This is a genomic window from Sutcliffiella rhizosphaerae, assembly GCF_917563925.1.
Lineage (GTDB): Bacteria > Bacillota > Bacilli > Bacillales > Bacillaceae_I > Sutcliffiella_A > Sutcliffiella_A rhizosphaerae.
Genome location: NZ_CAKJTJ010000012.1, coordinates 67,719 through 81,856 on the forward strand (window position 1 = coordinate 67,719; position 14,138 = coordinate 81,856).

Consider the following 14,138-nt stretch of genomic DNA (forward strand, 5'->3'; position numbering starts at 1 on the left):
GATGGAAAAAGTTTTAGCTACTGACTCTGCCCTAAAACTGATACGAAAACTCGAGTCAAAGCACGGCCCTCTCCTATTCCACCAATCAGGAGGTTGTTGTGATGGAAGTTCTCCTATGTGCTATCCAAAAGAGGATTTCTTGGTTGGAGAATCTGACATATTATTAGGAGTAATTGGTAGCAACCCTATTTATATGAACAAAAAACAATATGAATATTGGAAACATACACAATTAATTATTGATGTCGTTCCTGGTCGTGGTGGCATTTTTTCTCTAGAAGGACCAGAAGGGGTAAGATTTTTAACTCGTTCTAAAGTATTTCCAACATAAAAAAGAGGCTATCCCGTTAGTTTGGGAAGCCTCTTTTTCTTGTTTTCGTCCTATTACCTACTAAATGAAAATTTCTGTAGAATTTAAGACAAGCTACCCCTTTTTTGTGCATACATATAAAAAGATAATGTATGAAAAGAAAGGATGATTAAGATGAAATTTTTTATCATTAAAAGAAGTCTACTAATCACCATCGCACTGTGCATAATAAGTGGATTAGGTGGCTGGTATGTAGTCAACAAAGGAGTTGTCCCCACTACTGGTAAAGCAAACGAAGATGAATTGGTTTTTCACATGATAACAGCAGAGTTTAAAACCAAGTTAGAAGATGGAACTGAAGTGGAGGCCTATCGATTTGATCCTGGTACAATTACTGTACCTAAGGGGAAAGATGTTACTATTAATATCTATGGCCTAAATGGTCATGAACATCCTTATTCTATAGAAGGAACAGATATTAATGGAGTAATTAAAAAAGGAGAAGAAACTTTAATTCATACTAGATTTGATAAGACTGGAGTTTATAAGATAATTTGTTCCACCCATGCCCATCATAATGGGCAACATGCACCGCCTATGATTGCCTATATTTACGTTTATTAAGAACTACAATCCAAGATTCATTATATTTACTTTTGTTCTATCCCTATTTAATGGTATAATTTCAACGACATTAAATTTGGAGGAAACAAATTACATGCTTACAGTTACAAATATTAGTCTTCGTTTTGGAGACAGGAAGCTATTTGAAGATGTTAATATAAAATTCACACCAGGAAATTGTTATGGGTTAATTGGGGCAAATGGTGCAGGAAAATCTACTTTTTTGAAAATCCTATCAGGTGAAGTGGAGGCACAAACTGGAGATGTGCACATGAATCCAGGTGAACGGATGGCAATTTTGAAGCAAAACCACTTCGAATATGAAGAGCATGAAGTATTAAAAGTAGTTATCATGGGGCATACCCGCCTTTATGAAGTGATGCAAGAAAAAGACGCGATTTATATGAAAGAAGATTTTTCTGATGAAGACGGTATGCGCGCCGCTGAATTAGAAGGTGAATTTGCAGAATTAAATGGTTGGGAAGCTGAATCAGAGGCTGCCATTCTATTAAAAGGTCTTGGAATTTCTGAAGATCTACATACTAAGAAGATGGCAGATATCACAGGTTCCGAAAAAGTAAAAGTATTGTTAGCTCAGGCTTTGTTTGGAAAACCTGATGTACTATTACTTGATGAGCCTACTAACCACTTGGACTTAAAAGCGATCCAATGGTTAGAAGAGTTCCTTATTAACTTTGAGAATACTGTAATTGTTGTTTCACATGACCGTCACTTTTTAAATAAAGTTTGTACCCATATTGCCGATTTGGATTATTCAAAAATTCAAATCTATGTCGGTAACTATGATTTCTGGTATGAATCCAGCCAACTTGCTTCTAAACTGGCTTCAGACGCCAATAGAAAAAAAGAAGAAAAGATAAAAGATTTGCAAGCATTTATTGCGAGATTTAGCGCTAATGCGTCTAAATCTAAACAAGCAACGTCTAGAAAGAAACTGTTAGATAAAATCACATTAGATGATATTAAACCTTCTTCTCGTCGTTACCCTTATGTTCACTTTACGCCAGAACGTGAGATTGGAAATGACCTACTTCGTGTAGAAGGAATCACCAAAACAATTGATGGAGTGAAGGTTTTAGATAATATTAGTTTTGTTATGAACAAAGATGACAAAATTGCACTCGTTGGTGGAAATGAAATTGCCAATACCACCCTATTAAAAATTCTTTCAGGAGAAATGGAGCCAGATAGTGGTACCTTTAAGTGGGGGATTACCACATCTCAATCATATTTTCCGAAAGACAACTCTTTCTTTTTCGAAGGAATTGACATGAATTTAGTAGAATGGCTTAGACAATACTCCCCTGCTGATCAAACAGAAAGCTTTTTGCGTGGGTTTTTAGGTCGAATGCTGTTTTCAGGAGAAGAAGTACTAAAAAAAGCAAGCGTCCTTTCAGGTGGAGAAAAAGTTCGCTGTATGCTATCTAAAATGATGCTAAGCGGTTCAAATGTACTTCTGTTGGATGACCCAACGAACCACTTAGATCTTGAATCCATTACAGCACTAAATAATGGATTAATTAACTTTAAAGGATCCATGATCTTTACATCTCATGACCACCAATTTATTGATACGATTGCTAACAGAATCATTGAAATTGCACCAAAAGGAATTCTTGATAAACAAATGAAATATGATGAATATTTAGAAGATACATCTGTGCAGCAAAAATTAGAAGAATTATATGCATAATTAGAAAAGCTCTAGCGAATTGTTTAGCCCCCCATAAGCATAAGACGAGGTGTCAAAAAGCTAGCTTTCACCTTCTTGACCGATTGACTTATGAACTCAAGGGGCTAGGCTCTATTCTAAGGAAAAAATAATAATATCTGCTTTAAAGCCCTTACTTTTTAGGGCTTTTTAAAATACTTGAAACTTTTTACATCTATCCTCGTAATATAATTATTCCGTTGTAATAATTTTAATCATTAATGAATGAGGTGTATCACATGCCACAAACAAAGTGGTTTCGTATTGGTTATGGAATTATCGTAATCCTTTTAATCATTTTTCTAGCATCTTTAGTGGACTTTATCTTCTCTCCTATTACCATTATGATAAAGACTTTATTTGCACCAATCATTTTAGCTGGTGTCATGTATTATTTACTTCGTCCACTGGTAAATCTAGCTTCGCGATATATTCCAAGAGGCCTTTCCATCATAAGTATTTATTTAGTGTTTATTGGTCTCATTTCCCTACTCGTCTTCCTTATAGGTCCAACATTGCAACAACAGGTGAATAGTTTAGTAAAGAATACACCTGCAATTGTAGATGATATTAGAGATTATTTAGTCGAATTGCAAGAAAATGAATATGTGGCAAGGTTTCAGCAAGATGAACGCTTCTCACTTGAAGAAATTTCTGGTAAAGTAGCTGATAACTTAAATGCCTATCTTGCAGCTTTTGGTTCAAATGTGGTAAATATTATAAGTGCCATTACTGGTTTTGTGGTGTTGCTGGTCATTATTCCATTTGTCCTTTTCTATATGTTAAAAGATGGAGATAAGTTACCTAATCAAGTATTAAGAATTATTCCTCGCCAACATGAACGGGAAGGTCGTAATGTGTTAAAAGATATGGACATTGCGTTAAGCTCGTATATCCAGGGACAAATTATTGTCAGCGTTTTTGTTGGTGTATTATGCTATATAGGTTTCCTTATTATCGGTTTAGAATACTCTCTGGTCTTAGCATTAATTGCTATGTTTACCAATGTAATTCCTTTTATTGGACCATTTATCGGGACGATTCCAAGTTTAGTGGTTGGATTTCTTGATGAACCGATCATGGCAGTATGGGTTCTAGTGGTTGTACTTATCGTACAACAAACAGAAAGTAATCTTATCTCTCCTCAAGTCATGGGTAAAAAACTTGATGTTCACCCATTAACTATAATCTTATTACTATTAGTTGCAAGCAAATTTGCGGGGTTATTAGGACTGCTTCTAGCAGTACCAACATATGCGGTTTCTAAAGTAGTCGTACTCCATACGATACGATTTATTAAGCTAAGAAAAGTAAAAGTAAGCGAAGAAAAAGTATGATAGATAATAGAAAGCATGCAGAGTTTTTTTAACTGGCATGCTTTTTTAGTTTATTAATGGATTCTGAATCTGTATGCTGGTATGATAGTAATTAATCTTTAGTCCATTACATAACAAAAGTGAGATGAATAAAATGGCACAAACTCATACTTTTTCAAAAGGCGAAGAAATCGCAAATTCTATTACTCATGGAATTGGCATCCTACTCAGTATTGCTGCATTAGTTTTATTAATCATTTTTTCTGCAATCAACGGTACATCTCTTCATTTGTATACGTTTATTGTCTATGGAATTACGATGTTAATGCTATATACAGCCTCTACCTTACTCCATGCACTTCCTGCTGGAAAGGCTAAAAATGTGTTTGAAATACTAGATCATTCCTCTATTTATTTTTTTATCGCTGGTAGCTATACACCTATTACGCTTGTCATTATGGATGGAGCTATTGGGTGGACACTTTTTGGGATTGTGTGGTTGCTCGCTATCGGAGGCACGATATTTAAGGTTTTCTTTGTAAAAAGATTTATTTTCGCTTCTACTATTCTATATGTCATTATGGGCTGGCTTGCTATCTTTGGTTGGAATGAAATTACAGCTAAGATAAGCATGGCAGGAATAATTTTTCTAATTGCTGGAGGTGTTGTTTACAGTATAGGTGCCATTTTTTATGTATGGCGCGGGTTTCCATATCACCATGCAGTATGGCATATTTTTGTACTCGGTGGAACAGTTTTACATTTCTTCTTTGTTATTCTATATGTTCTGCCAGTTCAATAAACGGGACTGCCCTCGAAGTGAATACTTTCGTCTGGCAGTCCCAATTTATTAGCAAAGTTCTATAAAACGAGCAGTTTATCTCTCCAACAGACTTCGCTTATCCAGGGACCTCGCAAATATGTGGACTTAGATGTCTAGAATTAAGTAATTATCGAAACCCCTATTTTTAATATGTTGTAAACCTCAAAAGCTTTTGCAGTCTGTATAACAACTTTTTTACACCTGTTAATTCATCTTTGTACTCTTCTAATGGAACTGTAAAGGTGTTATCCCTATTATTCCAAAGCCGATCAAAATATTGATCCATATCATCTACTATAGCCTCATCTTTGTTTGAAATAATTTTGATATTCGTTTCTAGATTTAAATCATATAAATTTCTCCTTGTAAAGTTGGCAGACCCACCAATGAAGATGGCTTCTCCATCCCTTTTTATATATATCATTTTGGGATGATACTGTTCTCCCTGAGTATTGTACCATCTTATTTCGATATTACCTTCCCCGTTTTCAGCTAGTTCTGCTGCAACAGGTCTATTTGGTAATCCTATTTTCTTCTGTCCAAAGGCATGCTCGTTAGGGTCCAATATTATATTAATCGTGACTCCCCTTTTTGCTGCAGCTATTAATTCCTCTATTATTTTTCGCTCAGCCAAATAAAACATTGCAAGCCATATTTCGTCTTTTGAGTCTGTCGAATTTATTTCTTGAAGCACATGTTTCATAATTTTACCTTCTGTTAAAAGTTGTACAGCAATTTGCCCCTCTTCTACCTCCCCTTTGTATTTTGGTAGAGTTCCACCGCCAGAGAAGTTTAAAACTGCTTGCTCTGTATTTAGGATATCTTGAATGATTGGTCCAGAAACTTCAAACGCTATATTCGAATGAAAGCCACTTGCATCATGTGGATTTGCTGAAGAAATGATGGCTGATTTATCTGTAGCAACTACTTTTCTGTGATTTGCTTTAATATTTAATAATTGTAAATAAGATCGCACTGTTACTTTTGGTGCATTTTTTGCCATAGGATTCTGTATCCAACCTTTTCCTTCTTGTCCGAACCACTGGAAGAAAACTCTCCAAAAGCCTGAATACAAAGGATTAGAATCTCTTAATTTATGAACATCTGTCTCTATTACTTTTACCCCACTTTCTCTTAAACTATTTAATCCTCTAGATTCGTGGGAACCATATGTTGTATTGACCTCATCAGTAATAAAGACGATCTCAACTTCAGGCTGTAATTTTTTCTTGTTTATAATATGTTGAACGAAAGTGTTACTTAACGTTGGATAATCTTCTTCCCCATCATGATAATCATTAAAAAGGAACATATCTATTACAACAAATTCCTCTGCCTCCGAGATGATTTGATATATTCGATCAAATATTTCTTGTTCATGGATGGGCTTTTCTTCTTCACCATAAGTAAGATCATACAATAAGTCTACATTTGTAACGTAATGGATCCCACTCTCATAAGAAACTCCTGCAGGCAGGGGTTTATAACTATGATAAGTACTTGTTATTACAAGCAAAAGAATTAAAAATGTAAGAATCGCCATTATTTTATGTTTTTTTATAAAGGTAACCAAGAATCAACCCTCCATTAAGTAAAAAGAAAGAAGCTTGGCATTCATTCACAAGCTTCTTAGTACATCAATTTGGTTATTTTTTTACAAGTTCATAACCTTTTTTCTCCCAAACATATGCAATTCCTTGCCTGAATGATTGGAATGTTTTCACTCTAATATTTAGTCCTTTTTCTATCATATTTTGAATAATAATGGGATTCAATCCAACAAATATTGCTTCTGAACCCATAAGCTTCAATGCATCTGCCAATTGATCTAGATGAAAAGCTACCATATCGTCTATATCCTTGGCGATTCCTGTAAAATCAAATATGATATACTCCGCTTTTTTCTCTCCGCAAGCTACTAGAATTGCATCCTTTGAATATTGTATTCTTTCTTCTGTCAAGTTACCAGTAAGTGCAACAAGTATAGCAGATTCAAGTGCGGTCTCAATAATCGGAGTGTAAAGACTTTTTAACATCTCTCTGTGGGAAGACAATTCCTTTTGGTAATCAGTAACATCCTTCCACGTCAACACAAAGCCTGTAAATTCTCCATCATTATTTAATACCCTATCCACTACAATTCGTGCAGAAAATCGATTAAATAGTTTGATATTAGCGGAATGTGGAAATACCTCACCCATTAATATATCGTGCTGTTTTTGCCCATGGAATTGCGAAAGGCTTTTCCCGATAAATTCTTCCGGTTGTTGAATCCCAACATATGGACCTATTAATTGTAACAAGTCTTGTGCAGGCTTATTGAACCATGTTATGTATAGTTCCTTATCTGCAAATATTAAACTTTCCCCTATACTATCAAGTAGTTTTATAACTTGTATATTTTCAAACATCTTTATACTGCTGGCATTCATACTTTCCCTCTCCATAATCCAAATGTGATATTTATTTTTGACATTTAATATTGAAAGGAGCGTTCGATACTCATTTCAATAGAAAGAGCTACTAGTTCTTCCCCAAACTTTGCTATTAAACAAGGCTCTTTTTAAAAGAATATTTCTATTTACCGGTTAAAAGACGCCTAACTAAAGCGCGGAAAAAAGATTAATAAAATTATCTACAGATATAACTAAAAACGCAATTGTAAAAATTCCTATTTCCTGTAAAACAATGTAGAGATATTGCTGAGAGTGAACTAGTCAATAGTTACGAGAATCAATTGATCATCATCTGGACTTGGATTCCCTCTACCATCTGTATTGTTGGTGACAAAATAAAGTTGATTACCATCCAAAAATATGTCTCTTATTCGACCATTACCTTCCCAAAAGATGGATTCCTCCATATCAGTAAGATCAAAACCTCGTATAGCCTCTCCTCTAAGATTAGCTACATAAAGTTTTTCATTATTAAAGACCATACCAGACGGTGCCCATGTTTGTTCATATGAGTGAAATAATGGTACTTCCATTCCTTCTGCCTCTTCATCGCCAATAATAACTGGCCAACCGTAATTTTTACCAGGTTCTATGATATTAATTTCATCATGAGCTGAAGGACCATGTTCGGAAGCGTACATAACTTTTGTTTCAGGTTCCCAAGCTATGCCTTGTGGATTGCGGTGACCATAACTATAAACATATGAATTGGAAAATGGGTTATCTTCGGGAACGGTTCCATCAAGGTTTAAACGTAATATGCTTCCACTAAGAGAATCTTGGTCCTGTGCGCTTTCTGGTACATTGACATCCCCAACCGTTGCATAAAGTTTATTATCTGGTCCAACCATCAATCTTCCGCCATTATGATGAATGGCACCAGGAATATCGTCCAAAAGCACGTTTTCTTCTTTCCATCCATCCTCTTCATTATACCTTATTTGGATGATTCTGTTTCTAACATTTTGTTCTGTTCCATATGTATGATAGGCAAAAGCTAATTTGGTATTATTGAAGTCTGGATGCAATGCTAAACCAAGGAATCCACCTTCTCCATATGCTAGTACGGGTTCATTGACTTGTACATCATTTCTAGTTTCCGTTCCATCTTCCTCCACTTTTACGATAGTACCCTGCCTCTCAGAAATGAAAATGGTTTCTCCTGCTTTAGCTATGGACCAAGGAATTTGTAATTCTATTGCTAAAACCTCTGATTCTAATTGATCATTAACCTCCAATTGTGCAGAAGTTTCTGTTTCATTATTACTTTCTGGTTGTGTTTCTTGATTTGTACAGCCTCCGATAAAAATTATCACCAGTAATAATAAGATATTTTTATTAAACATAAATTGTATAGCACCCCCCCTTTATCCATTCCCTGAATAATTTACAAATAATCCTATATGTGAAAAAAACAAGGCACTTTTACGCCTTGTTTTTCGATCAAACTGTTTCAAAATAGGTTTTGTAGTATCCTCCAATATTCCCACTATTATCAATGACAAATAGAAACTCATCTGTTTCATTTTTCACTTCATATGTATGACCAACTGTAAGCATATTGTTGACAAGATACTTTTTCGCATCAGTATGAATACATTTCACTTTTCGTAGCGTTTCTTTTTGTTCCCAATTACGATGAATCATATTTTCTACACCTCCAGATTACTCCCTTTTATATTACCGCATGTTATTAACAAGAACAAACGTATTCTTTTCAACATATGATTTCTTGAGGTGAATTAGTGTGAAAATGAGTAATTATACAGATCTACTTGCTATCTTCGGAATTGGTGGAGCTCATCCTGGTGGATTAGAATTAACAAAAACAAACTTGCTTCAGGAAAATTTGAAAAATAAATCTCTTCTAGAGGTTGGCTGTGGTACAGGACAGACATCATTTTTTCTACATTCAATGGATGTAGATGTTACCCCCATCGACTATCATCCATTAATGGTTAGCAAAGCAAATAAGCGATTTAAAGAAAGCAAACTTAGCTTGGAAGCACAGCAAATGAATATGATGGAACTTCTTTTCGCGGATAATTCTTTTGATTTTGTACTTTCGGAGTCAGTTTTAGCTTTCACAAAATTATCAAAGACACTTCCTGAGTTGTTCCGCGTCATGAAAAAAGACAGTATCCTTCTTGCTATAGAAATGACAAAGAAAGATTCTCTTCCTTCTGATGTGCAAGGGAAATTGACGGATTTTTACGGATTGCCTTCTATTCTTAGGAAAGATGAATGGGAGTCTGTTTTACAGCAATATGGCTTCCACGGAATAAACATACAAACAATTTCATTATCAGAGTTAGAACCAACTGAACCTGATATTGATCCTTCCATACTTATTCCAGATGAGATGTTTGATATGATGCAAGCCCATGAGGAGTTAACAGCTGAATCTTCTAAACATCTGGAGTTAAGTATAATCAGAGCCACACCTGCAAAGAACTGAAGCAAAACCTGCTTCAGTTTTCTTTTGTCAAAGTGGAATCATTTTCATAAATATTTTCTTTTCGCATTATTGGTATTTGATTGACTCTTGCAAATTCTAACAAATTCTCATAAATCTCTTCTGGCTTATAATTAATGACTCTTTTAGGTAAAAAATGCATGGTATAGATATAGACTCTGCTACTCCTTGCCGCTAAACGCTTAAACTCTATCTTTCGAATATTTGAAGCATGTAAAGATTTATGATAAAAAACTACACCTATAAATGCTATTTCAAAAATCAGGGTCAAGTCATTCAATTTTAACCTGTATGTAATTAAATAGGAAAATATTATAAGACAAGCTATTGTTAATTGCACAATTGCTCTCCCATAATTTGTTTGAAGCAATTGATACATTCCTTGTATTAACATAAATGATAAAATGAAGCTATGAATGACAGTTGGGTATTTAGATGTATAAATCAATAGTATACTCCTTTTGAAACAGTAACTGATTATGTATTTGTGATTATTATCTCGAAAATATACCAATTTAAACCTTTTTCTTGAGAAAACAAGGTAAATTCTACAATATATATGTATTGATACCATCAATTCTCTAATGAAACGGACTATAGTACTTGTTATTATGTCAATTAGAGCGTCCACCGGTTGCTTAAAACAACACAAGGAGGAACACATACTGATGAAAAAAATAATTTCTGTCGCAATTATTGCTGTAGCATTGATTTCCGGGACTGGAAAGAGTGCATTTGCAGCTGAATCATATAAAGTAGAATCTGAAGACACTTTATGGAATATCGGCAAAACCTACGGTGTATCTGTTAAAGACATGAAGGAACTAAATAATAAAAGCAATCACTTAATTTTTCCTGGTGAATCATTGAAACTACCAGAACCAGTTTCTGAAAATGAGAAAGAAGTGTTGGCACGTTTAGTGCATGCAGAGGCTAAAGGTGAGCCTTATGAAGGTAAAGTTGCGGTTGCTACTGTAGTACTAAACCGTGTAAATAATGAGACTTTCCCGGAGTCCATTAACGAAGTAATTTATGAAACATCTCCTGGCGGTGTTTACCAATTTTCTCCGGTAGGCAATGGAGAAATTAATAAACCTGCTGACAAAGAAGCTGTTAAAGCAGTGGAAGAAGCGATTGCTTTCCGTGGTGATGGAAACAACTCTCTATATTTCTATAATCCAGAAAAAACAAACGATCAATGGATTCGTACCAGAAATGTTACAACTGTAATCGGTAATCACGTGTTTGCACAATAAACACCATATATTGAAATAATTAAAAACCCAAGCATGCTTGGGGTTTTTAATTACTTAGATCTGCTTATAATTTTTATGATTGATTACTGTTCTTACTGGTTCACCTGTGTTTAAATTCTTCCCAATCTCTACTATTACGGAACTGTCTCTTACTACGATGACAGTTCCGGTACTTCCCTTTTTGGAACCTTTGTTGATTTGTATCATGTCTCCAATTTGAATGTTTGGTGTCTTATTCGTTTCTTCCGTCATTCTAATTCCACCTTTAAAAAATAGTTATTTACATATTATTTCCATAGTTACTCTCGATATTGATGATTATTCCATTTTTAAAATTCTTTTAATAAGATGGAACGATATTTCCCTTAATGCTTCTCGTTCATTGAATAGTTGATGATTCGCTTGGTCGATTAGGGTACATGTTGAATTCGGAAATCTATTCAACAGAAAAGGAATATTATGTCGCCAGTCAACTGTGGTATCCTTGTTTCCTTGAATAACGTAAAGAGTTTCATTGCCTCTTATCTTAAACAAAGTGTTATTATGCCACTCACTAAAAGCAAATAACCAATTGGTTGGCAATGTTGAAAAATGAAGAGGATCTTTTCTCACAAAATGAAGATAATTTTTATCAGAAGAGTTTCGCCTATATACTCTTTTTATATATTTTTGTTTTCTCCCCATGAGTTTAACACCAATTTTTGAAAAAGACCACAAATATGGCTGTACCAATGGAGCAGCTAAAATCATTTTATCAAAAACATTTTGATGAACTTGCAAATAGGAAAATAAAATGGCACATCCAGTACTATGTCCAATGACAGACCATGTTTCATCATTATACCCGATACTTTTATAGTTTTCTAATACGGAATGCAAAATATCAATATATTCATCAAAATTGTTTATAGCTCCTCTTTCCCCAAAAGAATGCCTATGACCTGGTAAATCAAATGTGATGACCCCGTAATAATCCAATAATAAAGAATTTATAAGATGAGAAAAAGATCCAGAATGGTCTAAGTACCCGTGGATGATAAGAACGAGTCCTTTTCTTTTATAAGGAATAAAGGATTGAGTAAAAATTCTGTGATGATTATGTATAACTAATTGATGATTATGTATGGAAGACCACTGGGAAAGCTGATAAAACTTTAAATATGACAGCTTTTCGTACTTTATCATATATCAATTACTCCTATCTAGTCATTCTAATTTGCTTGGTTAATCTTTTACTTACTATCATTTTACCTCTTTGATAAAAAAAATCCGAATAATTCAGCAATGTTAGTAGAAGAATAACCATAAACGTTAGAAAGAGGTGTAAAAGAATGAAAATGAAAGGCTTATTAGTAACCGGATTAGCCGTAAGTATGCTCGTAACTGGCTGTGGTAATGTAAATAATTATGGAGCCGAACGTGGAACTCGGCACGGAGATAATCCTGGAAACGCATTCAATGTTAATTATGATAACCCTAATCGTGACAATCGGAATGTTAGAAACGATAATATCAATCCAAGAAGAGTGAATGATACGAGAGAACCAAGGCTGCAAGTTGCTGATAAAGTTGCTGATAAAGTAACTGACTTAAATGAAGTGAATACATGCAATGTCATGATCACAAATCATAATGCTTATGTTGCAGCTGTTCTGGAAGGAAACAATAATCAGGAATTATCGAATGATATTGAAAAAAAGATTGCCAATCAAGTTAGAAAAGCTGATCCTAGTGTAAGAAATGTTTACGTGTCGGTAAATCCAGAGTTTGTTGACAGAATGGAAGGATACACAAATGACATTAGAGAAGGTCGTCCGATAACTGGAATTTTTGATGAATTCACAGAAGTCGTGCGTCGTATATTCCCTACTAACCGTTGATGATGGAAAAGCCCCTGATACTTACCGAGATCAGGGGCTTTTTTTGATATTTTATTATTTTTTATTAGTGCGGGAACGTACATCCAACAACTTTGTTTTCAAGTCATTTTCCATTTGAACTAGCTCTAATTCTACTTGATGTCGTTTTTCACGTCCCTCCTGTTGGATTTGTAACGTTTCTTCAAGTGTTTCTATTAGGTTCTCCTGTGTTTTCTTTAACGTCTCTATGTCCACTAGTCCTCTTTCATTTTCCCTTGCAGCGGAAATTGTGTTTTGTTTCAACATTTCAGAATTTCTAAGAAGAAGCTCATTTGTTGTTTCCGAAACATTTTTTTGTGTGTCCACTGCTTTTTGTTGATTATATAAGGAGACAGCAATAACTAGCTGATTTTTCCACAATGGTATTGCTGTTAATATAGACGATTGAATTCTTTCCACTAACGTTTGATTCGTGTGTTGAATCATTCTAATTTGAGGTGCCATTTGAAGCGTTATTTGACGGCTAATTTTTAAATCATGAGTCCTTTTTTGCAAACGGTCTGAAAATTGCATCATGTCACTGACAGCCTGTACATCCATCTGATTATTTGTTGATCTTGCCTTTTTTTCAAGTTCAGGGATGATGGTTGTTTGTATTTCATCGTATTTATGCTCCGCTGCAGCAATATAAATGTTTAATGCTTGAAAATAGTCCTTGTTTTTATCGTACAAGGATTCAAGCATAATATTGTCTCTTTGCAGCACTTTTTTAAAGCTTTCCAATTGGTCTGATATTTTGTCAATCTCAAAACCAATCTTGCGGTATTTTGCAAACAGTTGCTGAACAGAATTATTTACATTACCGAAAAGTTTCCCAAAGAAGCCTTTTTTCTGTGGTTCCAGCTCTCCAGGCTTTACTTCTTTAATCTTTCTCATTAAATCAGTTACAACTTCTCCAACTGGTCCTGCATCTTTTGCTTGAACATGTGACAAGATGGAATTCGAAAAACTAGAAAGCTCATTTTGTGCTGTAATACCATACGAAGAAATTGCCTGTTGGTCATTCGGATCTATTTGTTTGGCAATTTCTAATGCCTTTGTACGGTATTCATCAGATAGTGTATCCATCACCTTTTCTTGCTCAGGGCTTTCTTTTTCCTCAGTATTCGGAATTAATTCATTTTCCATTTTTGGAGTGGAGAATGGATTATTTAAAAGATCATTTAGTGTATCTTCCTTTACTTGTTGTTCAAGTTTGTTTTCATTATTCTTCATCTTCAGTCACC

General features: G+C 34.6%; 16 protein-coding genes. 8 read left to right on the forward strand and 8 right to left on the reverse strand.

Features of this window, described 5'->3' with window-relative positions; genetic code table 11:
• Position 1 precedes the first annotated feature (1 nt).
• The 5 genes from LRP81_RS12210 (at position 2) to trhA (ending at position 4,784) form a co-directional block, all read left to right on the forward strand.
• Positions 2–331, forward strand: coding sequence for a DUF779 domain-containing protein (locus tag LRP81_RS12210; RefSeq protein ID WP_230501558.1), 330 nt, complete (start codon positions 2–4; stop codon positions 329–331).
• Between the two features lie 153 nt (positions 332–484).
• Complete coding sequence (locus tag LRP81_RS12215) at positions 485–934, forward strand: cupredoxin domain-containing protein (protein ID WP_230501559.1); 450 nt, start codon at positions 485–487, stop codon at positions 932–934.
• Positions 935–1,028: 94 nt separating this feature from the next.
• Positions 1,029–2,648 (forward strand): ABC-F family ATP-binding cassette domain-containing protein, encoded by a 1,620-nt coding sequence (locus LRP81_RS12220; protein ID WP_230501560.1) that lies wholly within the window; start codon positions 1,029–1,031, stop codon positions 2,646–2,648.
• A gap of 257 nt (positions 2,649–2,905) precedes the next feature.
• Complete coding sequence (locus tag LRP81_RS12225; RefSeq protein ID WP_230501561.1) at positions 2,906–4,003, forward strand: AI-2E family transporter; 1,098 nt, start codon at positions 2,906–2,908, stop codon at positions 4,001–4,003.
• A 133-nt stretch (positions 4,004–4,136) separates the two neighbouring features.
• Positions 4,137–4,784 (forward strand): PAQR family membrane homeostasis protein TrhA, encoded by a 648-nt coding sequence (trhA, locus tag LRP81_RS12230; protein WP_230501597.1) that lies wholly within the window; start codon positions 4,137–4,139, stop codon positions 4,782–4,784.
• A 166-nt stretch (positions 4,785–4,950) separates the two neighbouring features.
• On the opposite strand, the gene LRP81_RS12235 is transcribed toward trhA, so the two are convergent.
• From LRP81_RS12235 to LRP81_RS12250, 4 genes are all read right to left on the reverse strand, one after another.
• A complete protein-coding gene (locus LRP81_RS12235) occupies positions 4,951–6,378 on the reverse strand; it encodes a phospholipase D family protein (protein ID WP_230501562.1) in 1,428 nt (475 codons plus the stop codon).
• A 73-nt stretch (positions 6,379–6,451) separates the two neighbouring features.
• Entirely contained in the window at positions 6,452–7,216 is a 765-nt protein-coding gene (locus LRP81_RS12240; protein WP_230501563.1) for an STAS domain-containing protein, read from the reverse strand.
• A 302-nt stretch (positions 7,217–7,518) separates the two neighbouring features.
• Entirely contained in the window at positions 7,519–8,607 is a 1,089-nt protein-coding gene (locus tag LRP81_RS12245) for a PQQ-dependent sugar dehydrogenase (protein WP_230501564.1), read from the reverse strand.
• A 97-nt stretch (positions 8,608–8,704) separates the two neighbouring features.
• Positions 8,705–8,908: a DUF6501 family protein gene (locus LRP81_RS12250; protein WP_230501565.1), complete on the reverse strand. Its 204-nt coding sequence runs from the start codon at positions 8,906–8,908 to the stop codon at positions 8,705–8,707.
• A 106-nt stretch (positions 8,909–9,014) separates the two neighbouring features.
• Between LRP81_RS12250 and LRP81_RS12255 the strand changes: the two genes are divergently transcribed.
• Entirely contained in the window at positions 9,015–9,719 is a 705-nt protein-coding gene (locus tag LRP81_RS12255; protein WP_230501566.1) for a class I SAM-dependent methyltransferase, read from the forward strand.
• A 13-nt stretch (positions 9,720–9,732) separates the two neighbouring features.
• On the opposite strand, the gene LRP81_RS12260 is transcribed toward LRP81_RS12255, so the two are convergent.
• Entirely contained in the window at positions 9,733–10,185 is a 453-nt protein-coding gene (locus LRP81_RS12260; protein ID WP_230501567.1) for a hypothetical protein, read from the reverse strand.
• 220 nt (positions 10,186–10,405) lie between these two features.
• Here LRP81_RS12260 and LRP81_RS12265 point away from each other — a divergent pair, with 220 nt between their 5' ends.
• Positions 10,406–10,993 carry a cell wall hydrolase gene (locus LRP81_RS12265; protein ID WP_230501568.1) on the forward strand — a complete coding sequence of 196 codons (588 nt, stop codon included), beginning with the start codon at positions 10,406–10,408 and terminating at the stop codon, positions 10,991–10,993.
• A 54-nt stretch (positions 10,994–11,047) separates the two neighbouring features.
• Here LRP81_RS12265 and LRP81_RS12270 read toward each other — a convergent pair whose 3' ends face one another.
• Positions 11,048–11,245 (reverse strand): DUF2187 family protein, encoded by a 198-nt coding sequence (locus tag LRP81_RS12270; RefSeq protein ID WP_230501569.1) that lies wholly within the window; start codon positions 11,243–11,245, stop codon positions 11,048–11,050.
• Positions 11,246–11,311: 66 nt separating this feature from the next.
• Positions 11,312–12,178: an alpha/beta hydrolase gene (locus LRP81_RS12275; protein ID WP_230501570.1), complete on the reverse strand. Its 867-nt coding sequence runs from the start codon at positions 12,176–12,178 to the stop codon at positions 11,312–11,314.
• Positions 12,179–12,324: 146 nt separating this feature from the next.
• Between LRP81_RS12275 and LRP81_RS12280 the strand changes: the two genes are divergently transcribed.
• Entirely contained in the window at positions 12,325–12,873 is a 549-nt protein-coding gene (locus LRP81_RS12280) for a YhcN/YlaJ family sporulation lipoprotein (protein WP_230501571.1), read from the forward strand.
• A gap of 54 nt (positions 12,874–12,927) precedes the next feature.
• On the opposite strand, the gene LRP81_RS12285 is transcribed toward LRP81_RS12280, so the two are convergent.
• A complete protein-coding gene (locus LRP81_RS12285) occupies positions 12,928–14,127 on the reverse strand; it encodes a toxic anion resistance protein (protein ID WP_230501572.1) in 1,200 nt (399 codons plus the stop codon).
• Between the last annotated feature and the right edge of the window lie 11 nt (positions 14,128–14,138).

Bases quoted from the DNA above. Each gene is read 5' to 3' on its own strand.
- LRP81_RS12210 (WP_230501558.1), top strand. From the start codon at position 2: ATGGAAAAAGTTTTAGCTACTGACTCTGCCCTAAAACTGATACGAAAA.
- LRP81_RS12275 (WP_230501570.1), bottom strand. From the start codon at position 12,178: ATGATAAAGTACGAAAAGCTGTCATATTTAAAGTTTTATCAGCTTTCC.
- LRP81_RS12285 (WP_230501572.1), bottom strand. From the start codon at position 14,127: ATGAAGAATAATGAAAACAAACTTGAACAACAAGTAAAGGAAGATACA.
- LRP81_RS12280 (WP_230501571.1), top strand. From the start codon at position 12,325: ATGAAAATGAAAGGCTTATTAGTAACCGGATTAGCCGTAAGTATGCTC.
- LRP81_RS12225 (WP_230501561.1), top strand. From the start codon at position 2,906: ATGCCACAAACAAAGTGGTTTCGTATTGGTTATGGAATTATCGTAATC.
- LRP81_RS12240 (WP_230501563.1), bottom strand. From the start codon at position 7,216: ATGTTTGAAAATATACAAGTTATAAAACTACTTGATAGTATAGGGGAA.
- LRP81_RS12265 (WP_230501568.1), top strand. From the start codon at position 10,406: ATGAAAAAAATAATTTCTGTCGCAATTATTGCTGTAGCATTGATTTCC.
- LRP81_RS12215 (WP_230501559.1), top strand. From the start codon at position 485: ATGAAATTTTTTATCATTAAAAGAAGTCTACTAATCACCATCGCACTG.
- LRP81_RS12245 (WP_230501564.1), bottom strand. From the start codon at position 8,607: ATGTTTAATAAAAATATCTTATTATTACTGGTGATAATTTTTATCGGA.
- LRP81_RS12270 (WP_230501569.1), bottom strand. From the start codon at position 11,245: ATGACGGAAGAAACGAATAAGACACCAAACATTCAAATTGGAGACATG.
- LRP81_RS12250 (WP_230501565.1), bottom strand. From the start codon at position 8,908: ATGATTCATCGTAATTGGGAACAAAAAGAAACGCTACGAAAAGTGAAA.
- trhA (WP_230501597.1), top strand. From the start codon at position 4,137: ATGGCACAAACTCATACTTTTTCAAAAGGCGAAGAAATCGCAAATTCT.
- LRP81_RS12255 (WP_230501566.1), top strand. From the start codon at position 9,015: ATGAGTAATTATACAGATCTACTTGCTATCTTCGGAATTGGTGGAGCT.
- LRP81_RS12220 (WP_230501560.1), top strand. From the start codon at position 1,029: ATGCTTACAGTTACAAATATTAGTCTTCGTTTTGGAGACAGGAAGCTA.